Raw genomic sequence first — 21,114 nt, 5'->3', positions numbered from 1 at the left:
CCGGAGTGCCCCCGGCCCGAACCGGAAGCCCGGAAGCCCGCGCCGCGCCTTGCCGAAATAGGCGGCGAGCTGGATGTTGTCCCGCACGCTCAAGCTGTCGAAGGCGGCATTGAGCTGGAAGGTCCGCACCAGTCCCATCTGACAGATCCGGTCCGGCAATGCCCGGGTGACGTCCACGCCCTGCACCAGCACCCGGCCATGCGTGGCCGGTGCGATCCCGGTGATCACGTCGAACAGCGTGGTCTTGCCGGCCCCGTTCGGCCCGCCGATGCCCAGCACCTCGCCCGGCCGAACCGAAAGCGACAGCCCGTCCACGGCCTTCAGCGAGCCGTAATGCTTGCTCACCCCCTCGCAGACGAGCAGGGCAGAATCCGGGCCGGTCATCGGCGGACAGCCCGGATCAGGCCTTGATCCAGGGCGGCAGCACGAACTGGTCGGTGGCGTAGAGCGCCGGTGCGATCAGCTTCGGGTCGGTGGTGTGGTCCTGGTGCTGCAGGAACTGGTGCGGCATGCCGAGCGACGGATCGGAGATCTGGGTCGGGTAGCAGTAGCCGGACTGGCCCTCGGGATCGCAGCGATAGATGCCGTTCATGCCGCGATAGATCAGCCGGCGCATGGCAGCCGCGACCTTCTCGATCTGCTCACGGTCGAAGGGCTCGCCCGGACCACCCGCGATCGCGGCGGACAGTGCGTAGTGCCACAACCCGTCATAGGTCTGCGAGCCGGTGATGTAGGCCGCGTTCGGCCCGAACTTCTCACGGTACTTCTGGCGGTAGGCGGCGGAGAACTCGTCCGGCAGGCAGCCCACCAGGGTCGAGTAGATCACGCCGTTGACGGCCTCCTTGCCGATCTCCCGGAAGGCCGGCAGCGACGGGCCGTACTGCATGTAGACCAGCGCGTCGATCGGCTGGGTCTGGAACTGGACCATGAACTGGGCCAGGTCCTGCGGCAGGAAGTGGGTGACGATGATCGCGGCCGGCGGGTCCTGGCGCAGCTTGGCGAGCGTCGGGCCCCACTGGTTGGTCGGGAACGGCACGGTCTCGAACAGGCTGACCGTGAAGCCGTACTCCTCCGCCTGCGCCTTCACCGCATTGGCGATGACGATCGAGTACTCGTTCGCCGAAGGCACGATCGCGATCTTGTTGTTCGGGGCCTGCCACTGCCCCGTCTCGATCAGGTTCCTCAGGAACAGGAGGCAGCCGGGACCGTAGTAGTATTCCGGCGGGTCGCCCTGGAAGCAGCTGTAGTAGCGCTCCGGGTCGCTCTTGAACTTCTCGTTGTGCGAGATCAGCGTGTTGTAGTGGTTGAAGATGATGTCGTTGTCGGCGGCGACGTCCATCTCCACCATGTTGGTGCCGGTGTTGTAGCCGTTGATGATCGCCGGCACCTCGTGGCGGTCGATCAGCCGCTGCATGGCCTGGGTGACGACGTCCGCCCCCATGTCCTTGGTGTCCTCGATATGCAGCTCGATCGGCCGACCCAGGATGCCGCCCGCCGCGTTGATCTCCTCCGCGGCGAGCTCCAGCCCATTCTTGAACTCGATGCCGTCGGCGGCGGCATAACCCGACAGCGGCAGGGCCGAGCCGATCGGGATGGGATCGCCCTCGGCGCGCGCCTCCCGGTTGATCGAGGCCAGCATCATCGCGGCACCGCCCAGTGCCGCCGAGCCCTTCAACAACGCACGCCGGTTCGTCATGACGTTCCCCCCTGAAACGCTTGCTACGGATCAGCCCCTCGCGATTCCCGCCGCCTCGAAGGCCTCGGCCACGGCCAGCACCCGCCCGTCCTGGCCGCGCGCACCCACGATCTGCAGCCCGATCGGCAGCCCGTCCCCGGTCTTGCCCGCCGGGATCACCGCCGCCGGCTGCTGGGTCAGGTTGATCGGGTAGCTGAAGCCGGCCCATTCGGTCCAACGGCCGAGGCCCGAGCCTTCCGGCACTTCCAGCCCGGCGGTGAAGGCCGGGATCGCCGCCCCTGGCGAGACCAGCACGTCGAACCGGGTGAGCGCCGCATCCATGGCGGCACCGAACGCCGCGCGCACGCTGCTGGCGCGGATGAACTCGGCGGCCGGGATCTTCAGCCCCGCCTCCGCGATCGCCTGGAAGCCGGGATCGTGCTTCGCCCGGCCTTCCGCTGGCACCATCTCGCGCCTGGCCGCGGCACCGGAGAACCACAAGGTCTGGAACACCGCATGGAGGTCCTCGTCCGGCAGGTCGAACGGCTTGACCTCCGCACCCGCCGCTGCCAGCGCCTGCACCACCTGGTCGATGCGCGCCGCCACCTCCGGATGGACGCTGCCGGACGGCGGCTTGCTCCAGTAGCCGACCTTCAGGCCTGCGATCTTCTCGGCCGCCGCGGTCAGGCTCGGGAAGGCGCCCGGCTGCTGGTACCAGTCACGCGGGTCGGGCCCGGCCATGGCCGCCAGCATCGCTCGTGCATCCGCCACCGTCCTTGTCATCGGCCCGATATGGGCGACCGTGCCGAACGGGCTCGCCGGATAGGCCGCCACCCGGCCGAAGCTCGGCTTGAGCCCGACGATGCCGGTGAAGGTCGAGGGGATCCGGATGGAGCCGCCGCCATCGGTGCCCAGGTGAAACACCCCGGCACCCACGGCCGCCGCCACCGCCGCCCCGCCGCTGGAGCCGCCGGGCGTGACGTCCGGCCGGTGCGGATTGCGGGTGACGCCGAAGCCGGGACTGTCGGTGAGCGCCTTCCAGCCGAACTCCGGCGTGGTGGTGAGGCCCAGGAAGACCAGGCCCGCCGCGCGCATCCGCGCCACCGACGGCGCATCCTCGGTGGCCTCGACCGCCGGCACCGACACCGTGCCGTAGCGCACCGCCTGGTCCTTCATCCAGACGATGTCCTTGATGGTCGCCGGCACGCCGTCCACCTCGGACAAAGGCGCCTTTTCCCGCCAGCGCCGCTCCGACTCCCTGGCCTGGGCCAGGGCACCCTCATGGTCGATCCGGGCGAACGCGTTGAGCTCGGGCTGGATCGCCTCGGCGCGCTCCAGGGTGGCCTTCGCTACGTCGACCGGGGAGAAGGTGCCCTTGGCATAGCCGGCAGCCAGTTCGGCAGCGCTCATCCGGCAGAGGTCGCTGGCCCCGGCGAGGGGGTCGCGTGGCATCGTCATCCGGTTCCGGTCCCTGTCGTTCTTGTGTGGGGGGACGGTAGCGACTTCGCGTTGCCCTACAAAATGTATAATTGAGATTGTTCTTGTACATTTCCTGGCAGAATCTGCCCGGGCCGCGATCATCCCGGCGAGCCTGCCCAGGACGAAGGCATGCGCCTCAGCCTCCGCCAGATCCGATATGTCGCCGAGGTCGCGAGGCTCGGCAGCATCCAGGCCGCCGCCCGCAGCCTCGCCATCTCGCAGTCCTCGATCCTGGCCGCGATCGAGCGGGCGGAGGAGGCAGCCGGCGGTGCGGTGTTCGATCGCCGCCCGGCCCGGGGCGTCACCGTCACGCCGGTGGGCGAGCGGTTCCTCCACGCCGCACGCGGGCTGCTCGCCGCCCAGGCGGAGTTCGTCCGCGCGATCGACGTGCTGGCCGAGGGCACCCCGCCTACGGTGCGGATCGGCTGCTTCGAGCCGTTCGGGCCCTTGTTCATGACCAGCGTGGTGCGCCGCTACCTGGACGAGGTCGGACCGGTGGAAGTGTCGCTGATGGGCGGCAACCAGTCCGAGATGCACGACTGGCTGGCGGCCGGCATGGTCGACGTGGCCGTGGCCTACGACATCGGGCCGAGCTTTGCCGCGAGCTGCACGCCGATCTGCGGCGTGCCCACCCACGCGATCCTGCCGGCCAGCGACCCACTGGCGACCCTGCCAGCCGTCCGCATCATGGACTTGGCCGAGCGGCCACTGGTCCTGCTCGACCTGCCGCACACCTCGCACTTCCTGCTGGCGGTGTTCGAGCTCTACGGCCGCCAGCCGAGGGTGCAGATGCGCACCCGGACCTATGAGACTGTGCGCAGCGCGGTGGCGGCAGGCCTGGGCGTCTCGGTCCTCAACATGCGGCCCCTGTCCAGTTCCTCGCCGGATGGGCGCGGCCTGGTGCGCCGGCCGATCCTGGACGAGCTGCCGGTGCCGACCCTCATGGTCATGGACATCTACGGCGCCCACAAGCCGCGCTTCGTCCGCCGCCTGATCGACCTCATCCAGCGCTTCTTCGCCGAAATGGGGCCGCGCAACTTCGCGGTCACCCTGCCCGGGCGCGAGGGCTCGCTACTTCGGTCGTGAACCGGAGTTGGGGCCGCGGATGCCGCCACGCACCAGCGCTGCCCCGGCATCGGCGGGAAGGGCTAGGAACACCGGCAGGGCGGACAGCGCGACCAGGCCGGCGCACAGGAAGGCGAACCGGAACTCGGCGACGCCCAGCTCCCCGGCGCCATGCAGCCAGCGGGCCAGGTCCAGCGACACCGCCGCGATCGTCACGCCCATGGAGGCGGAAACCTGCTGGACCACGCTGGCGGTGCTGGTCCCCTGGCTCTGCCGCTCGTCGGCCAGGTCGGCCATCGCCAGCGTGTTGAGCGAGGTGAACTGCAGCGACCGGGTGAGTCCGGCCAGGACCAGCACGCCGACCATCACCAGCCAAGGCGTGCCATGGCCAAACAGGATCGGTGCCACCAGCAGGGCCGCGCTGATCCCGACATTCACGATCAGGACCTGGCGGAAGCCGAACCGGTCCAGCACCGGCCGGGCCAGCGGCTTCATCAGGAAGGCGCCGAATGCCGTGGCGAAGGTGGTGAGCCCGCTGGTGAGCGGGTCCAGGCCCAGCGCCAGCTGCAGGAGCAGGGGCAAGAGGAACGGCGTGGCCCCGGCCCCGGCCCGGAACAGGAACCCGCCCAGCATGCCGGCGCGGAAGGTGTCGATCCGCAGGAGCCGGAGGTCGAGCAGCGGCCGGGCACTGCGCAGTGCGTGGCGGACATAGAGCCAGCCGGTGACGAGGCCCGTCAGCGCCAGGAGGCCCGCCAGGAGCAGCGGCCGGTCGCCCGTGCCGAAGAAGGCCTCGGCCGCCACCACCGAGGCTAGGCAGACCGCCAGCAGGACGAAGCCCCGCAGGTCGAAGCGGGGTACGTCCCGGGCGGCGATCCTGGGCATCAGGAACCAGGCCGCCACCAGCGCCAGGGCGCCGACCGGGAGGTTGATCCAGAAGATCCAGCGCCAGTCGGCGACCGTGACGATGAAGCCGCCCACTGGCGGGCCCAGCAGCGGGCCGATCAGGGCCGGCATGGTGAACCACGCCATGGCCCCCACCAGCTCGTGCTTGGGCACCAGGCGCAGGATGACGAGGCGGCCGACCGGCACCATCAGCGCACCGCCTACGCCCTGCAGGGCACGACCAGCCACCAGCTCCGGCACGCTGCCGGCCAGGCTGCATAAGAGCGAGGCGGTGCAGAACAGCACGATCGCGAGCGTGAACACCCGCCGCGCCCCGAACCGGTCGGCGATCCAGCCGCTGGCCGGCACGCACACGGCGAGGCTGACCAGATAGGTGGTGAGCGCCAGCTTCAGATTGACCGGGTCGGTGCCGAAGTCCGCCGCGATCGTCGGTAGCGCCGTCACCAGGACGGTGCTGTCCAGATTTTCCATGAACAGCGCCGCCGCCACCACGACGATCACCAAACGCTGTCGTGCATTGCCCGACAAGCCCTGCCACCTCCAGCGGGGCACAGCACCCCGAAAGGGCGCCTCGTGCTGCCGCGGTCACGCTGCCGCGGAAGGAGCCCGGCTGGTAGATAGTGCGGCCTCGTGCTCCAGGCACGTCCGAAGATCCGCCAGGATGTTCGCGAGCCCATCCGGCTCCGCCCTGGCCACTGCCTCGTCGAGCGAGTACCAGCGCCGCTCACGCTGGCCCTTCTCCGGCCATTCGGACAGCTCGCGCAGGACGTCCAGGCGGAAGACCTCGATCTCGTACTCGATGGCGTTGCCGTCGGCGCGGCGCTTCAGGTCGCGGTAGCGGCCGAGGGGCCGACGGTCGATCTGCCCGAGCAGCCCCGCCTCCTCGAACGCCTCGCGCGCCGCCAGCTTGTGCGGTGCCACGCCCTTCTCCGGCCGGCCCTTGGGAATGATCCAGCGGCCAGCGCCACGCGAGGTCACCAGCATGATCATGAGCTCGCCATCATGAACGGCGACCGGCACCGCACCATACTGAATCCGCACCGATCTCCCGTCCTTTCCAGATAACTCAGGCAATTCAACTCATAAGATAGTGAGTCTCCGGCGCATCTTCCAGACCGGGGGCAGCCGCAGGGCGCGCTGCCCGCTCACCCGTGGCAATCGGACGACATTCCGCCACCCTGTCCGGTTCCGTCACGCGCCCGATCACGCGGGCTCGCAGTTCGCGGCCAGTCGAACCCGGCCGGAACTACATCCTACAGCTCACCACTTTCTCGGACGCGACTACACGGGTGGCAGCGGACGGAGCGGAGCCGTGTTCCTCGTCTGGCGCCTCGCGACAGGTCGATGACAACCGACAGTGGCTGAAGAGGCGGCCAGCATCTCGCGCAGCGCGCACATCGCCGCCCGGTCAGCCCTCGCGCAGGGCTGCATCGACCAGGCGTTGCGCCTGGTCGACCATCTGGTCGATGTCCAGCCCGATATCGACGCGCAGCGGCCGCTCGTCCGATCCTGGCGGTTCCAGCGTAACGATCTGGCTGTCGAGCAGACTGGTGGGCATGTAGTGGCCCTTGCGCTTGGCCATCCGCTCGGCGATCAGCGACTTCTCGCCGTTCAGGAACAGGATCCGCACGCCCTGGCGGTCGCCGATCACCTTGTCCCGATAGATGCGCTTGAGCATCGAGCAGGTGATCACGCCGGATTCGCCCGCTGCCAGCCGCGCGTCGATCCACGCGGCCACCTTGTCCAGCCAGGGCCAGCGGTCCTCGTCGGTGAGCGGGATGCCCTTGGACATCTTCGCGACGTTCGCCTCCGGGTGCAGCGCATCGCCCTCCTGGAACGGCCAGCCGCGCTTCTCCGCGATCGCTTTGGCGACCGTGGTCTTGCCGGAACTGGTGACGCCCATCACCACCACCACGAGGTTCGTCATCGAGTTCCCTGATCCTTTCTTGTCCTCGCCGCCGGCAGCAGCGTGCGCACGCCGCCGGGCTCCGCCACCAGCACCCGTTCGGCCCGGTCGATGAACAGCCCGGTCTCGACCACGCCGACCAGCAGCTTCAGCGCCCAGTCCAGGCCCGACGGATCGGCGATGGTTCCAAAGGCGCAGTCCAGGATGAGGTTGCCGCCATCGGTGCGGAACGGTGCTGTCTCCCCGCCGCGCAGCACCGGCTGCCCGCCCAGTTCCGCGATCCGCCGCGCCGTGGCCTGCCAGCCGAACTCGACCACCTCCACTGGCACGGGCAGGGTCAGCCGATCCGACAGCTTGCGCCCGTCTACCACGATCACCAGCCGGGCGCTGGCCGCCGCCACGATCTTCTCGCGCAAAAGGGCACCGCCCATGCCCTTGATCAGGTCGAGGCGACCGGGCACCACCTGATCCGCGCCGTCGATGGTGAGATCCAGCCGGGGATGGCTGCCAAGATCGGTCAGCCTGATCCCCCCCGCTCTCGCCTGCTTGGCACTGCGGACCGAGGTCGGCACCGCCTCGATCCTGAGACCTTCCTCGGCCACCCGCCCGATCAGGGCGGCGATCACGAAGGCGGCGGTCGAGCCGGTACCCAGCCCCACCGTCATCCCGTCCTCGACCAGTGCCGCCGCCGCTGCTGCGGCTGCCCGCTTCTGGCCGTCCACCTCCGCCAGTTCATCGCCCATCGCCGGTCCCGGCCCCCGCCGGCAGGCAACCTCCCCGCCCGCATTGCGTTGATGGTAGTGCATTACTGTGGCTAGAACAGCACCTCTACGGGTTTTCCCTTCAGGAAGTGGGATCGAGATGAGCGCACAGCCTGGCGACCTCGACCGGCTCTGCATCGACACCATCCGCACCCTGGCGATGGATGCGGTGCAGAAGGCGAACTCCGGCCACCCGGGTACGCCCATGGCGCTGGCACCGGTCGCCTACGAGCTCTGGCAGAACCATCTGCGCTTCGATCCTGCCGACCCGATCTGGCCGAACCGCGACCGATTCGTGCTGTCGGTCGGGCACGCCTCGATGCTGCTCTACGGCCTGCTGCACCTGACCAGGACCCGGGCGGTGGACAGCGACTACAACCAGACCGGCAGCGTGTCGGTGTCGCTGGAGGACATCCAGAACTTCCGCCAGCTCGACAGCAAGTGCCCGGGCCATCCGGAATACCACCTCACCTCCGGCGTGGAGACCACCACCGGGCCATTGGGCCAGGGGGTCGCCACCAGCGTCGGCATGGCCATGGCCGAGCGCTGGCTGGCTGCGCACTACAACCGGCCGGGCTTCGACCTGTTCGACTACAAGGTCTACGCGCTGGCCGGCGACGGCGACCTGATGGAAGGCGTATCCGCCGAGGCGGCCTCGCTGGCCGGCCATCTCCGGCTGGCCAACCTCTGCTGGATCTACGACAGCAACCACATCACCATCGAGGGCGGCACCAGCCTTGCCTTCTCCGAGGACGTGGGCACCCGCTTTGCCGGCTATGGCTGGCATGTCGAGCATGTCGAGGATGCGAACGATCGCGCGGCACTCGGCCGGGCCCTGGCCGGCTTCCAGAGCCGCACCGACAAGCCCACCATGATCATCGTGAGGAGCGTGATCGGCTTTGGCGCGCCGAAGAAGGCCGGCACGGCCGCAGCCCATGGCGAGCCGCTCGGCGCGGAGGAGATCAAAGGCGCCAAGAAGGCCTATGGCTGGCCGGAGGATGCCCAGTTCCTGGTGCCCGACGGCGTCTACGACCATTTCGCGAACGGCATCGGTGCGCGCGGCGGCGAGGCCAATGCTGCCTGGCAGGAGCTGTTCGCCCGCTACGCCCGGCAGTTTCCCGACGAGGCCCGTCAGATCGACCAGATGCAGCGCCGCGAGCTGCCGGAAGGCTGGGACAGGGACATCCCGAGCTTCCCTGCGGACGCGAAGGGCATCGCCAGCCGCGACTCGTCCAGCCAGGTCCTGAACGCGCTGGCAAAGAACCTGCCCTGGCTGGTGGGCGGGGCCGCCGATCTGGCGCCGTCGACCAAGACCCTGCTCAAGTTCGAGGGCGCCGGCTCGCTCCAGGCGGACGAGCCCGGCGGCCGCAATCTCCATTTCGGCATCCGCGAGCATGCGATGGGCTCGGCCTGCAACGGCCTGGCGCTGTCCAAGCTGCGTGCCTACGGCTCCACCTTCCTGATCTTCAGCGACTACATGAAGCCGGCGATCCGGCTCTCCGCGCTGATGGAGCTGCCGGTCGTCTGGATCTTCACCCATGATTCGATCGGCGTCGGCGAGGACGGCCCGACCCACCAGCCGGTCGAGCAGCTGCTCAGCCTGCGCTCGATCCCGGGCCTGATCACGCTGCGCCCGGCGGACGCCAACGAGGTCGCCGAGGCCTGGCGGGTGATCGCGAAGCTCCGCCACCAGCCGGCCTGCCTGGTCCTGTCGCGCCAGGCGCTGCCGACTTTCGACCGCGAGCGCTACCACTCTGCGGAAGGTACTGCCCGCGGCGCCTACATCATGGCCGACCCGGAGGACGGCAAGCCCGAGGTGATCCTGATCGGCACCGGCAGCGAGGTGCAGATCTGCATCGAGGCGCACGAGAAGCTGCGTGCCGAGGGTGTGCGCAGCCGGGTGGTCTCCATGCCGAGCTGGGAACTGTTCGAGCAACAGGACCGGGCCTATCAGGACGAGGTGCTGCCGGCCTCGATCGAGGCGCGGGTGAGCGTCGAGCAGGCGTCCGTGATCGGCTGGGACCGCTATGCCGGCCGCAAGGGTGCCAAGATCGGCATGCAGGAGTTCGGCGCGTCGGCACCGCTGAAGGCGCTGCTCAGCCATTTCGGCTTCACCGCGGACAAGGTGGCCGTAGCCGCCAAGGAGCAGATCGCCCGCGTGGCGAAGGGCGGCTGAGAGCGGGGACGGCTGCAGCGCGGCCGGTAGAGAAACGGCGGACCTGGCACGGAGGATACGGCGTGCAGCTCGGAATGATCGGCCTTGGCCGGATGGGCGGCAACATCGTGCGGCGGCTGCTGCGTCACGGCCATGAGGCGGTCGTGTTCGACATGGCGCCGGTCACCGTCGACGCTCTGGTCGCCGAGGGTGCCAGCGGCAGTTCCTCCGTGGAGGAGCTGATTGCCCAGCTCCGGCCGCCGCGCGCCGTCTGGTCGATGCTGCCGGCCGGCCTGGTCACCGAGCACATGATCACCCGCCTGGGCGAGCTGCTCGAGCCCGGCGACATCGTGATCGACGGCGGCAACAGCTTCTACAAGGACGACATCCGCCGCGCCCAGGCCCTGACACTCAGGGGCGTCCGTTATATCGACGTCGGCACCTCCGGCGGTGTCTGGGGCCTGGAGCGCGGCTACTGCATGATGATCGGCGGCGAGAAGGACGCCGTGGATCACCTGGACCCGATCTTCCGGGCGCTGGCGCCGGGCCGGGGCGACATCCCCCTCACGCCCGGCCGCGACGGCCTCGATCCGCACGCCGAGCAGGGCTACCTGCACACCGGTCCGGTCGGCTCCGGCCATTTCGTGAAAATGGTCCATAACGGCATCGAGTACGGCCTGATGCAGGCCTATGCCGAGGGCTTCGACGTTCTGCGCCACAAGAACAGCGTCGAGCTGCCCGAGGAGGAGCGCTACGAGCTGAACCTTGCGGACATCGCCGAAGTCTGGCGCCGCGGCAGCGTGATCACCTCCTGGCTGCTCGACCTGAGCGCTGCGGCCCTGGCGAAGGAGCCGGACCTCGGCAGCTTCACCGGCGAGGTCGCGGATTCCGGGGAGGGCCGCTGGATGATCAACGCCGCCATCGAGGAGGCCGTCCCGGTCAACGTGCTCTCCGCCGCCCTGTTCGCCCGCTTCCGCTCGCGGGAGGAGAACACGTTCGGCGAGAAGCTGCTCTCCGCCATGCGCCTGGGCTTCGGCGGTCATGTGGAGAAGGCGGGGCCGGGCGGGCTGCCCACGCGTACTGGCCCCGCGGACGACCGCTAGGCGAGCCTGGGCTACGGGAGTCTGGCTGCCTGATTTGCCAGCACCGCCGGCAGCACATAATTGTCGAGGATGCCGGCGGTGATCTCGCCTTCATTTTCGATGCCACGCTTGATGTACGATCCGCCGGTGACGACGACCACGAGATCGGACGAGGGCACGATGAAGATGCGCTGCCCGCCCAGTCCTCTGGCCTCGACCCTCTCGACGACCTTCTCGCCGACCACCGACAGGCCGGTCCACCACTGGTAGCCATAGGACGAGGACACGCGCGGCTTGGCCGATTCGTGCAACCAGGTGGCAGACACGATCTGGCGGCCGTGCCACTTGCCGTCGTCGAGGTAGAGCTGGCCGAGCTTCGCCATGTCGCGGGGACGCAGGCGCAGGCCGGAGGCCGCCGCCAGATGGCCATTGGGCATCCGGATCCATTCCACGTCGGTGATGCCCAGCGGCGCGAACAGCGCCTCGCCGGCGAACTCGTCGACCGGCTGCTTCACCACCGCGCGCAGAATTCCTTCCAGCAGCTGCGTGTCGCCGCCGCTATAGTTCCAGACCACATCAGGTGGGCTCCGGACCGGCTGTTCGAGGACGTAGCGATAAGGATCCTCGGCCTCGGCCATCAGACGCTCGCTGTTGTCCAGGTCGGTGTAGGGCAGGTGCTCGTTCCAGGCGCGGCCGGAACTCATCGCCAGGAGATGCCGGAGCAGGACGCGGTCCTTTTCCGGCGTCCTGAGCGAGGCGTACTCGGGAAAGAAGTCGAACACTGGCTGGTCCACGCCGGCAATGAGCTGGCGATCGATGGCGATCCCGACCAGCAGCGAGATGACGCTCTTGGTGACGGACCGGACGTCGTGCCGGACGGTCGGCCCGTGCCTGGTCACCCCGAGTTGCACGCCCCAGCGCTGGTCGTCCCCATCCAGGTACTTCTCGAACACGAGCCGGCCATCCTGGACGACCACGACTCCATGGATGTTGTCCTGGGGCGAGCTGTCCAGATACCGGGCCAGCTCACACAGCTTGCTGGCCTGCATGCCCGTGGCAGAAGGCTCGGCGATCTCCCAGCCATCGTCACCGGATACCGGCGCGCCGCATGCCGGCACTTCTTTCTCCTGCGCATGCAGACGAAGGGGTGCGAACGCTGACGATCCACCGATCAGCAGCGCCGCGGCCATTGCTGCCCGGATCAGGTGCTGCGGCCAGCATGTCCTCCACGCATTCGGGATGACCAGCGCGCATTGCCATGCCATCTGGGCGGCTCCCACCGTCAGATCTGCGGTGCCGGCCATCCTACCAGATCGGGCGTGGAATCCCGATGGTGTTCAACACTGCCCGGGACGTCGCGTCAGTGGAGGCTCACACCTCCACCACCACGTACTCGCCCTCCACCGAGACCGGGAAGGTCTCGGCCCGGTAGGGCCCCTCCACCACCCGCGCCCCCGGCTCGACCGAGACCGCGTAGTTGCGCACCCGCATCTTCACCGGGTCGCAGTAGGACTTGCCGGTGCGCAGGTCGAACTCCCAGCCATGCCAGGGGCAGCGGACGATCTCGCCCTGCCGGCTCAGGCTGTAGCGGCCCGGCCCGTCCGAGCCGACTAGGCTGGTGAGCTTGCCGGTGCACAGGCTGCCGCCCTCGTGCGGGCACTTGTCGTAAAGGGCGAAGAACTCGCCCTTCACATGGAAGATCGCGATCGGCCGGCCGTTGATCTCGACCAGCTTGCGACCGCCGTCGGGAATCTCGGCGGCGGTCGCGACAACGTGTTTGGCCATGTGTCAGAGGCGGAACAGCTTGCGGGCGTTTTCCGAGCAGATCGCACGGGTCTGCTCCGGCGTCAGCCCGCGCGGCAGGGCCCGCGCCGGATCGTCGAAGTCCCAATGCGGATAGTCGGTGGCGAACAGGAGCCGGTCCATGCCCACCTGCTCCATCAGGTCGATCAGCTGGCGCGGGCTCTCCGGCTCGTCCATCGGCTGGGTGGTGATGTAGAGCTGCTCCCTCAGATACTCCGAGGGCGGGCGCTTGAGGTGCGGGACCTCGGCGCGCAGCCGCGACCAGTGCTTGTCGAGCCGCCAGGACAAGGCGGCGAGCCAGCCGAAGCCGCCCTCGATGTTGATGAACTTCACGTCCGGGAAGCGTTCGAACACGCCTTCCAGCACGAGGCTCGCGACCACCGACTGGCAGGCCGCCGAATGGCCGGTCGTTTCCTCGAGATAGTAGGACGGCCAGCCGGTGCCGCTCACCGGAAAGCCGCTATAGCCGAACACGTGCATCGCCACCGGCAGCCCGTGCCGCTCCGCCGCCTCGTAGATCGGCCAGTAGCGCTTGCGGCCGAGCGGCTCGTTGGTGCGGGTCAGGAGCAGGATCTGGGCGAAGCTCTTGTCGCCGGCCCGCTTCTCGATCTCGGCCACCGAGGATTGGGGGTCCTCGTAGGAGACCAGGATCGAGGCCTTCAGCCGCTTGTCCCGGTGCGCCCAGGCATCGAGCTGCCAGTCGTTGACGGCACTCACCATCGCCGTGGTGAATTCCGGGTCCTGGTCGGCCTGGCCGCTGGGATAGAGCGGCCCCATCATGGCGTACTCGACGTCGTAGGCGTCCAGATAGTGCTGCTGGGTGAAGGCCAGGTCGCTGCCCGGCTGGCTGCCGTCCGGCCCCCAGGCATCCCGCCGCGCCGCCCGCGGTGCTGCCTTGGGATAGGGGTCGCCGTTGACGAAGGCATGGCGCGGCCGGAGCCCGTAGGTCTGGATCCGCTCCCACCAGCGCTTGCTGAGATAGGGCTTCAGCTCATCGATCGTCTTCACCGTCGGGTGGAAGTCGCAGTCGATGATGCTCAGCCGCTGCGGCTTGGCCCGCACGGGGGCCGCGGGTGCCGCGGTCTCCGTCTGCGACCGATCAAGAACCTCGAGGGTCATATCGTGCCTCCCAGACGAGGATAGGTAGCGAGCGGATTGTCGACCATGATCTTGCGCTGCAGCTCCTCCGAAAAGCCAGCAGGCATCAGGTCATCACCGTCGAACTGCCAGTGAGGATAGTCCGACGAGTACAGGAGTAAATCTTCCGAGCCCAGATGATCGAGCACGCGGGCTACTTCAACCGGATCCTGCGGCGCATCGAAGGGCTGCAGGGTCAGCCGGAAATGCTCCCGGACGATCTCGAGCGGCGAGCGGTCCACCCACGGCACCTCGATGCGCAGGCCGCGCCAGCCCTTGGAAAACCGCCACAGGAAGGTCGGCAGCCAGGTCACCCCGGATTCGGCCAGCACCACCTTTAGCTTGGGGAATTTCTGGAAGACGCCGTGGCTGATCAGGCTCGCGGTCTGTGCCTGGAAGGCCTGAGTCTGAACGACATAATCCTCGACATGATAGGTGGGCCACCCCGACGCGGTGACCGGATGGCGGTACGCACTACCCAGATGGACGCAGATCGGCAGACCGTGCTTCTCGGCGGCCCGGTAGATCGGCCAGTGGAAGCTCTTGCCCAGCGGCAGCTCGCCCATCACCAGGACCAGCACCGAGACGAAGCGCTTGTCCCCTGCCCAGCGCTCGATCTCGTCGACCGCCAGCTCCGGGTTCTGCACCGGCACCACGATGGACGCGCGCAGGCGCGGCTCCTTGTCCAGCCATTCCGCCGCAATCCAGCGATTGACGGCGGTGGCGAACGCGGCCGCCATGTGCTCGTCATTGATCATCTGCACGCCGTAGAGGCAGTTGCAGATCGCGATCGCCGGGTCCCAGCGGTCGAACAGTTCCCGCTGGATCCGCTCGACGCTCTCCGCCGCCCTGCCCTTCTTGTCCCGCCATTCCGGCCGGGCGTTGATCGGCGCCATCAGGGGGAAGCTGCGGTTCTCGAACGTCTCGATGCCGCGGACGTCCACCATCTCCTGCCAGTAGGGGTCGAGATAGGGCACCAGTGCCTGCATGCTCGGCACGTTCGGATGGACGTCGCAGTCGATGGCCCCGCTGGCCCGCATCGATTCCTCCATGATCTCAGCCCTTCACCGCGCCGAATGCCAGGCCGCGCACCAGGTGGCGCTGCAGCGCCATCATGAACAGCACGATCGGCAGCATGATCCCGATCGCCGCCGCGGCAGACAGCGACCAGTAGTTCAGGTCCTCCGCCCCGTACTCGGCGATCGCCACGGGCAGGGTCTTGGTGTTCGGCCCGGTCAGCACCAGCGCGAACAGGAACTCGTTGTAGGCCAGCAGCAGGCTGAACAGGCAGGTGATCCACAGACCTGGCCGCACGACCGGCAGGGCCACCTGGTAGAAGACCTGCCACAGATTGCAGCCGTCGATGCGGGCCGCCTCGTCCAGCTCCAGCGGCACGTCCATGAAGAAGCTGCGCATCATCCAGATCGTGAAGGGCTGGTTGATCGCGACCAGCGCCATGATCATGGCGGGAAAGGTGTCGATCAGGTTGAGCCACTGGGCCAGCACGAAGAACGGGATCGCCAGCAGGATGTGCGGGAACATCCGCATCGCGAGCAGGCCGAACAGGATGCCCCGCGAGCCGCTGCCCCGCATCCGGGACAGCGCGAAGGCGGCCATCGTTCCGATCGGCACGGAGATGCACACGACCGAGACGGCGATGATCGCGCTGTTGATCAGGAACTGCCAGAACTGCTTCTCGACCCAGACCTGGTAGTGGAACTCGAAGGTGGGCGTGAAGATCAGCTTGGGCGGCACCGAGAAGGCATCCACCGGCAGCTTGATCGAGGTCATGAACGCCCAGATGATCGGCGTCAGGTTGACCACGGTGAAGGCGCACAGCGCCAGGAACAGGAGCGTCTGGGACGCACGCGAGGGCCGCATCAGAAGGCTCCCTTGTCGCGGCGGTAGAGCACCAGGATCAGGAGCCCGATCGTCAGCGCCGAGAGCAGCAGCGTCATCACCCCGAGTGCGGAAGCCTTGCCGATCTCCAGCAGCCGGAAGGCCAGGGCGTAGGTGTACATGGTGAGCGTCTCGGTGGCGGTGCCGGGCCCGCCCGCGGTCAGCACGTAGATCTGATCGAAGAACCGGAAGGCATCCATGATCCGGATCGCCAGCACGAACAGGATGAGCGGCTTGATCGCCGGCACCATGATCTTGGTCAGGATCGTCCAGTTGCCGGCCCCGTCCATCTGCGCCGATTCGATCTGGCTGTTGTCGACCGTGTTCAGGCCGGCATAGAGCACCAGGATCATGAAGGGCGTGAACTGCCAGGCATCCGCCAGGATCACGGTGAACCGTGCCCAGCCGGGCGTGCCCAGCCAGTCCGGCGGGAAGATGTTGAAGCTCATGATGATGGCGTCGAGCAGGCCCCAGCGCCCGGTGAAGATCCAGCGCAGGAACAGGGCCGCCACCACCGGCGTCACGATGTGCGGCAGGAACATCAGGAGGTTGAGGGGCTTCACCCCGAAGGTGAGCTTGTAAAGCCCGAACGCCACCGCCAGGCCCAGCACGAACTCGAGGCCGACGGCGCCGGCCACGATCAGCACGGTCTTGCCGATCGAGCCCCAGAACCGCTCGTCACCGAACAGCGCCACATAGTTGCCGAAGCCGATGAAGGTCGGCGGCTGGCCGCCCAGGTAGTAATTGAAGAAGCTCAGATAGATCGCGTAGCCGAGCGGGTAGAGCAGCACCAGCGAGATCACCAGCCCGCTTGGTACGAGGAAGAGCCAGAGGCCCCGTTGAGTCTGCATGTCGGGTCGAGTCTTCCGGATCGATGGCGTTCAGGTTGCGATCAGCGGTAGTAGCCCCGGCTCTCCAGCAGTTGCGTGGTTTCCGCTGCCGCCGCGTCGAGCGCCGCCTTGACCTCCATCTCGCCGGCCACCGCCTGCAGGATGCGCCGGGTGATGAACTCGCCAGCCTCGTAGAACTCCGGCAGTGGCGGGGTCGGCACGGCGGTCTCCAGGGCAGCTAGGATGCCCGGATACTGGCGGAACTGCTTGACGAGCTCCGGGTCGCGCAGGACCGAATCGCGCGGCGGCACCAGCATGGCCGCCCCCTCGCGCATGTTCGCCGCACTCGACGAGGTCGCGAGGATCCGGAACAGCAGCTCGGGATCCTGCTTGGTGAAGGCGCTGATCGCATAGCCGTCGGTGGCGGTCCGGGTATGGCCGCCCGGTGCCGCCGCCCAGTCGATCAGGTCGACCACGCGTGACTTGGTCGGGTCGTCCATGGCCGCGGTGCGGCTGGCCCATTGCAGGCCCATCGCCGCAAGGTCCTGCTGCAGGGCCAGGGTGCATTCGTCGTTGGCGGCGGTCGCATAGCCACGCTGCGCGTAGCCGGTCACCTCTTTCAGCGCCTCGATCGCCTTGACGCCGTTCTCGCTGTTGAAGACCGGCCGCCAGTCCTGGTCGAACCAGCCGTCGCCGATCGTGTTGAGGTACCAATGGACCTCGTTCATCGTCGCATCGATCGGCTTCAGGCACTTGATCGTGCCGGCCCGCATCGGCGTGTTGAACTCCTTGGCCAGCTCCACGTACTCGGCCATGGTGGCAGGCGGCTGCTTGCCCGCTTCCTGAAACAGGTCGCGGCGGTAGAAGAACAGCATCACGTTGACGTTGTGGGGCACGCAGTAGAGCTTGCCCTCGTAGCGGTAGGGTGCCAGCGCCCGTTCCGGAAAGTCGGCGAGATCGTACTCGTCGCTGAACTTCGCCCAGAGGTCGTCCAGCGGCATCAGCCAGCCGTTCTTGGCGTATTTGTGGACCGTGGTGTCGTTGGCATAGACGATGTCGAGCGTGTCCGCCTTGGACGACAGGCCGATCGTCGCCAGCTCGTTGGCCTTGTCGAACGGCATGAGCTGGGTGTTGACCTCCACCCCCTCGACTGCCCCGCGCATCTTCTCGGCATAGAACTCGAGTGCCGGAAAGCGGTGGCTGATCATCTGGACGGGCGCCTGGGCGCGGGCGGTGCCACCCGCGAGCGCCGTGGTGGCCGCCGCTGCGCCGAGCACACCCAGCGCCCGCCGACGGTCCAGATCGAATCCCGGCATAGTGCTTCCCTGATCGGTTCGTTGAAGGCCTGATCGGTCCTGGACCGCGCTCAGTTATAGTAGCCGCGGCTCTTCAGAAGCTGTTCCGTCTCGCCGGCCGCCGCATCGAGCGCCGCCTTCACTTCCATCTCGCCGGCCACCGCCTGCAGGACGCGGCGGGTGATGAACTCGCCCGCTTCGTAGAACTCAGGGAGCGGCGGGAATGGCTGGGCGGTCTCGAGCGCTGCCAGGATGCCCGGATAGTGCCGGAACTTCTCGGCGAATTCCGGATCGCGCAGCACCGATTCCCGGGGCGGCACCATCAGCGACGCCGCTTCGCGCTGGGTGGCGTCGCTGGACGAGGTCGCGATGATCCGGAACAGGAGGTCCGGGTCCTGCTTGGTGAAGGCGGAGATCGCATAGCCGTCGCCGGACAGCCGGGCATGGCCACCAGGTGCCGCCGCCCAGTCGATCATGCCGACCACCCGCGACTTGGCCGGGTCGTCCATGGACGCGGCACGGGTCGCCCATTGCAGGCCCATCACGCCGATGTCCTGCTGGTAGGCCAGCGAGCACTCGTCGTTGGCGGCGGTGGCGAAGCCGCGCTGGGCGTAGCCGGTCACCTCCTTCAGCGCCTCGATCGCCGCTACGCCCTTCGCGTTGTTGAAGACCGGCTTCCACTGGTCGTCGAACCAGCCATCGCCCAGGGCATTGATGAACCAGTGCGCCTCGTTGAGCCCGGCATCCACCGGCTTCAGGCAGTTCACCGAGCCGGCGCGCATCGGCGAGTTGAAGTATTCGGCGAGCTCCTGGTACTCGGCGATCGTCTTGGGCGGCTGCTTGCCCTCCGCGTCGAACAGGTCCTTGCGGTAGAACAGCATCATCACGTTGATGGTGTGCGGCAGGACGTAGAGCTTGCCCTCGTAGCGGTAGGGGGCCAGCCCGCTTTCCGGGAAGTCGCCGAGGTTGAACTCCTCCTTGTACTTCTCGAACAGGTCGTCGAGCGGCATGAGCCAGCCGTTCTTGGCGTATTTCTGCACCGTGCTGTCGCTGGCATAGACGATGTCCAGCGTGTCGGCCTTGGACGAGAGCGCGATGGTCGCCAGTTCGTTGGCCTTGTCGAACGGCATGAGCTGGGTGTTGACCTCGACCCCCTCGACGGCCCCCCGCATCTTTTCGGCGAACAGCTCCAGCGCCGGATAGCGGTGGCTGATCATCTGGACGGGTGCCTGGGCACGTGCCCGCCGCGGGGTCAGGACCGACACGGCGGCAGCGGCGCCGAGCGATTGCAACGTGGTCCGCCGACTGAGGATCGGCTGGGTCATCTGAAGGCTTCCCTGCTTATGCGCTGCTCTCGCCGGCAGCTGCAGGGAAGCCTCTTGTATGGTAGTGGGCTTGTCAAGCGCCGGAAGGGCGCATTGCTCAGGCCGTGTAGAAACCCAGCAGCTCTTCGCTGTTCACCACGTGGCAGTAGATCATGTTGATGATCTCCAGCTCGCGGTCCTGCAACTCCATGGTGGCCGCGGCACAGCAGTCCTCAACCACCACCACGTTGAAGCTCTCGTCGGACAGGCTCCGCACCGTCGAGGAGACGCACTGGTCGGTGAAGATCCCGGTCGCCACCACGTTCCTGATGCCCATGTTGGCGAGCAGGATGCGCAGATTGGTGCCGGTGAGCGCGCTGTCGGTGGTCTTCTCGACCACGATGTCGTCGCCCTGCGGCGCCAGTTCGTCGACGATCTGCCCCTCGTCCTCGTTGCGTGGCAGGAGCAGGTAGTTGAAGCCCGGCCGCTTCTGGCTGAGCGAGCGGTCGCGCCCGTCGTTCTTCAGGCAGGCGATCCGGGCATAGATCACCTCGACGCCGCGCTCCCGGCTGTCCTCGATCAGCCGGCGGATGTTCGGGATCACCACCTCGTCCATGCGCCGGAAGAAGGGCTGCCAGGCCTCGTTCTCGACCGGGTCCGGCTTCGGCTTGAGATAGGTCTTCTGCACGTCGATCACGAGCAGCGCCGTTTCCTTCGGGTCCAGGACAATGTCGTCCGGCTCGGGCGCATTGGCGTAGTAGAAGGAACGGTGGCGGGTCTTCCAGCTCACGGCGGGGCTCTCCTGGTGAAGCGGCGCAGGATCAGCGGACCGATCTCGGTGGCGGCGAACAGGCCACCGGGCCGCAGGAACATCACGGCCATCATCGCCAGCGCCAGCACGATCTCGGTGACGCCCACGACCTGGTCGGCAAAGGCACCCGACGCGTTGAGCGCGGTCTCCAGCGCACGCAGCCCCTCGAACAGCAGGGCGATGAGGAAGGTGCCGATCACCGCACCGCTCACCGTGTTCATCCCGCCGATCACCAGCATGCCCAGGATCACGAAGGTTTCCTTCAGGTAGAAGGCCTTGGGCGAGAAGGAGGTGACGAAGTGGCCCCAGAGCGCCCCGCCGATCCCGGCGATCAGCGCGCTCAGGATGAAGGCCTGCCAGCGCAGCGCCGGGATGCCGGCCCCCATCGCCGCCGCGGCCCGCTCGTCGTCGCGGGACGCGCGCAGCAGCAGGCCGGTGCGCGATTCCTTGAACGCCAGCGCCACGACGATCACGACGGCGGCGATACCTGCGGTGAGCGGCAGGGTGGTGGCCTTGGGCAGGCCGAACAGGGTGCGCGGCCCGTTAGTGACCGCACTCCAGTGTTGCAGGACGGTGTAGATCACCACCAGCAGGGCAAAGGAGGTGATCACCGCCGGCGCGTCGGACAGGCGCATCAAGGGATAGGCCACGAGCGCGGCGACCACGGCGGCGACCACCCCGCCCAGGAGGATGCCGACCATGGGCGTCACCTGGATCTGGGCCAGCACCCCGTACAGGTCAGGCAGCGCCATGCCACGCATCTGCACCGGGATGGTCAGCACCGCCGAAGCATAGGCGCCGATCCCCATGAAGCCGATATGGGCGAACGACAGGATTCCGGAATTGCCGGTGAAGGTCTGCAGGCCCACCACCAGGACCAGGCTGATGGCGAGCGCCGTGGCGATCCGCTCGACCACCCGCGAGCCCACGAGCTGCGGGACCAGCACGAGCAGGCCGACCAGGCCCAGCAGGATGACGAGGGTCAGGATGTTGGCGGGTTTCACGCGCT

At 67.8% G+C, this 21,114-nt stretch carries 20 protein-coding genes; 3 read left to right on the top strand and 17 right to left on the bottom strand.

Annotated features, from left to right (window positions below; translation table 11 throughout):
* The 3 genes from VNS22_RS26120 to VNS22_RS26110 form a co-directional block, all read right to left on the bottom strand.
* Positions 1-384 (bottom strand): ATP-binding cassette domain-containing protein (locus VNS22_RS26120; protein WP_325737778.1); only part of this gene is annotated, 384 nt, incomplete at its 3' end.
* A 16-nt stretch (positions 385-400) separates the two neighbouring features.
* Positions 401-1,696: an ABC transporter substrate-binding protein gene (locus tag VNS22_RS26115; RefSeq protein WP_325737776.1), complete on the bottom strand. Its 1,296-nt coding sequence runs from the start codon at positions 1,694-1,696 to the stop codon at positions 401-403.
* A gap of 30 nt (positions 1,697-1,726) precedes the next feature.
* Positions 1,727-3,127 carry an amidase gene (locus VNS22_RS26110; protein WP_325737774.1) on the bottom strand — a complete coding sequence of 467 codons (1,401 nt, stop codon included), beginning with the start codon at positions 3,125-3,127 and terminating at the stop codon, positions 1,727-1,729.
* Between the two features lie 156 nt (positions 3,128-3,283).
* Here VNS22_RS26110 and VNS22_RS26105 point away from each other — a divergent pair, with 156 nt between their 5' ends.
* Positions 3,284-4,240, top strand: coding sequence for a LysR family transcriptional regulator (locus tag VNS22_RS26105; protein WP_325737772.1), 957 nt, complete (start codon positions 3,284-3,286; stop codon positions 4,238-4,240).
* Here VNS22_RS26105 and VNS22_RS26100 read toward each other — a convergent pair.
* The 4 genes from VNS22_RS26100 to rpiA all read right to left on the bottom strand — a co-directional run bounded on the left by VNS22_RS26100 (position 4,226) and on the right by rpiA (position 7,771).
* Positions 4,226-5,650 carry a DHA2 family efflux MFS transporter permease subunit gene (locus tag VNS22_RS26100; RefSeq protein ID WP_325737770.1) on the bottom strand — a complete coding sequence of 475 codons (1,425 nt, stop codon included), beginning with the start codon at positions 5,648-5,650 and terminating at the stop codon, positions 4,226-4,228. The two genes, VNS22_RS26105 and VNS22_RS26100, sit on opposite strands and share 15 nt — an antisense overlap.
* Positions 5,651-5,707: 57 nt before the next feature.
* Positions 5,708-6,163: an NUDIX hydrolase gene (locus VNS22_RS26095; RefSeq protein ID WP_325737769.1), complete on the bottom strand. Its 456-nt coding sequence runs from the start codon at positions 6,161-6,163 to the stop codon at positions 5,708-5,710.
* A 367-nt stretch (positions 6,164-6,530) separates the two neighbouring features.
* The gene (locus tag VNS22_RS26090) at positions 6,531-7,049 is read right to left on the bottom strand and encodes a gluconokinase (protein ID WP_325737767.1); all 519 of its coding nucleotides are present in this window, start codon (positions 7,047-7,049) and stop codon (positions 6,531-6,533) included.
* The gene (gene rpiA, locus VNS22_RS26085; RefSeq protein ID WP_325737766.1) at positions 7,046-7,771 is read right to left on the bottom strand and encodes a ribose-5-phosphate isomerase RpiA; all 726 of its coding nucleotides are present in this window, start codon (positions 7,769-7,771) and stop codon (positions 7,046-7,048) included. Before rpiA ends, VNS22_RS26090 begins: the two co-directional genes overlap by 4 nt.
* A gap of 118 nt (positions 7,772-7,889) precedes the next feature.
* On the opposite strand from rpiA, the gene tkt reads away from it, so the two are divergent.
* Complete coding sequence (gene tkt / locus VNS22_RS26080) at positions 7,890-9,965, top strand: transketolase (protein ID WP_325737764.1); 2,076 nt, start codon at positions 7,890-7,892, stop codon at positions 9,963-9,965.
* Positions 9,966-10,027: 62 nt separating this feature from the next.
* Positions 10,028-11,047, top strand: a complete 1,020-nt coding sequence (gene gnd, locus VNS22_RS26075; protein WP_325737762.1) for a phosphogluconate dehydrogenase (NAD(+)-dependent, decarboxylating) — start codon at positions 10,028-10,030, stop codon at positions 11,045-11,047.
* Between the two features lie 11 nt (positions 11,048-11,058).
* Here the strand turns inward: gnd and VNS22_RS26070 are convergent, their stop codons facing one another.
* From VNS22_RS26070 to VNS22_RS26025, 10 genes are all read right to left on the bottom strand, one after another.
* The gene (locus tag VNS22_RS26070; RefSeq protein WP_325737760.1) at positions 11,059-12,144 is read right to left on the bottom strand and encodes a serine hydrolase; all 1,086 of its coding nucleotides are present in this window, start codon (positions 12,142-12,144) and stop codon (positions 11,059-11,061) included.
* A 253-nt stretch (positions 12,145-12,397) separates the two neighbouring features.
* Positions 12,398-12,811, bottom strand: a complete 414-nt coding sequence (locus tag VNS22_RS26065) for a Rieske (2Fe-2S) protein (RefSeq protein WP_325737758.1) — start codon at positions 12,809-12,811, stop codon at positions 12,398-12,400.
* 3 nt (positions 12,812-12,814) lie between these two features.
* On the bottom strand, positions 12,815-13,948 hold the full coding sequence (locus VNS22_RS26060; RefSeq protein WP_325737756.1) for an amidohydrolase family protein: 1,134 nt from the start codon (positions 13,946-13,948) through the stop codon (positions 12,815-12,817).
* On the bottom strand, positions 13,945-15,006 hold the full coding sequence (locus VNS22_RS26055; protein WP_325737754.1) for an amidohydrolase family protein: 1,062 nt from the start codon (positions 15,004-15,006) through the stop codon (positions 13,945-13,947). Before VNS22_RS26055 ends, VNS22_RS26060 begins: the two co-directional genes overlap by 4 nt.
* A gap of 16 nt (positions 15,007-15,022) precedes the next feature.
* On the bottom strand, positions 15,023-15,847 hold the full coding sequence (locus VNS22_RS26050) for a carbohydrate ABC transporter permease (RefSeq protein ID WP_325737752.1): 825 nt from the start codon (positions 15,845-15,847) through the stop codon (positions 15,023-15,025).
* Entirely contained in the window at positions 15,847-16,716 is an 870-nt protein-coding gene (locus VNS22_RS26045) for a sugar ABC transporter permease (RefSeq protein WP_325737750.1), read from the bottom strand. The genes VNS22_RS26050 and VNS22_RS26045 overlap by 1 nt, the downstream gene beginning before the upstream one ends.
* A gap of 41 nt (positions 16,717-16,757) precedes the next feature.
* The gene (locus VNS22_RS26040; RefSeq protein WP_325737748.1) at positions 16,758-18,011 is read right to left on the bottom strand and encodes an ABC transporter substrate-binding protein; all 1,254 of its coding nucleotides are present in this window, start codon (positions 18,009-18,011) and stop codon (positions 16,758-16,760) included.
* A gap of 50 nt (positions 18,012-18,061) precedes the next feature.
* On the bottom strand, positions 18,062-19,315 hold the full coding sequence (locus tag VNS22_RS26035; protein WP_325737746.1) for an extracellular solute-binding protein: 1,254 nt from the start codon (positions 19,313-19,315) through the stop codon (positions 18,062-18,064).
* 97 nt (positions 19,316-19,412) lie between these two features.
* Positions 19,413-20,084 (bottom strand): isochorismatase family cysteine hydrolase, encoded by a 672-nt coding sequence (locus tag VNS22_RS26030; RefSeq protein ID WP_325737744.1) that lies wholly within the window; start codon positions 20,082-20,084, stop codon positions 19,413-19,415.
* Positions 20,081-21,109: a branched-chain amino acid ABC transporter permease gene (locus VNS22_RS26025; RefSeq protein ID WP_325737742.1), complete on the bottom strand. Its 1,029-nt coding sequence runs from the start codon at positions 21,107-21,109 to the stop codon at positions 20,081-20,083. Before VNS22_RS26025 ends, VNS22_RS26030 begins: the two co-directional genes overlap by 4 nt.
* Positions 21,110-21,114: the final 5 nt, after the last annotated feature.

Origin of the sequence: Geminicoccus sp. (assembly GCF_035556675.1) — a bacterium.
Lineage (GTDB): Bacteria > Pseudomonadota > Alphaproteobacteria > Geminicoccales > Geminicoccaceae > Geminicoccus.
Note: the sequence above shows the minus strand (reverse complement) of the source record. Positions and strands in the feature narration are given on the sequence as shown.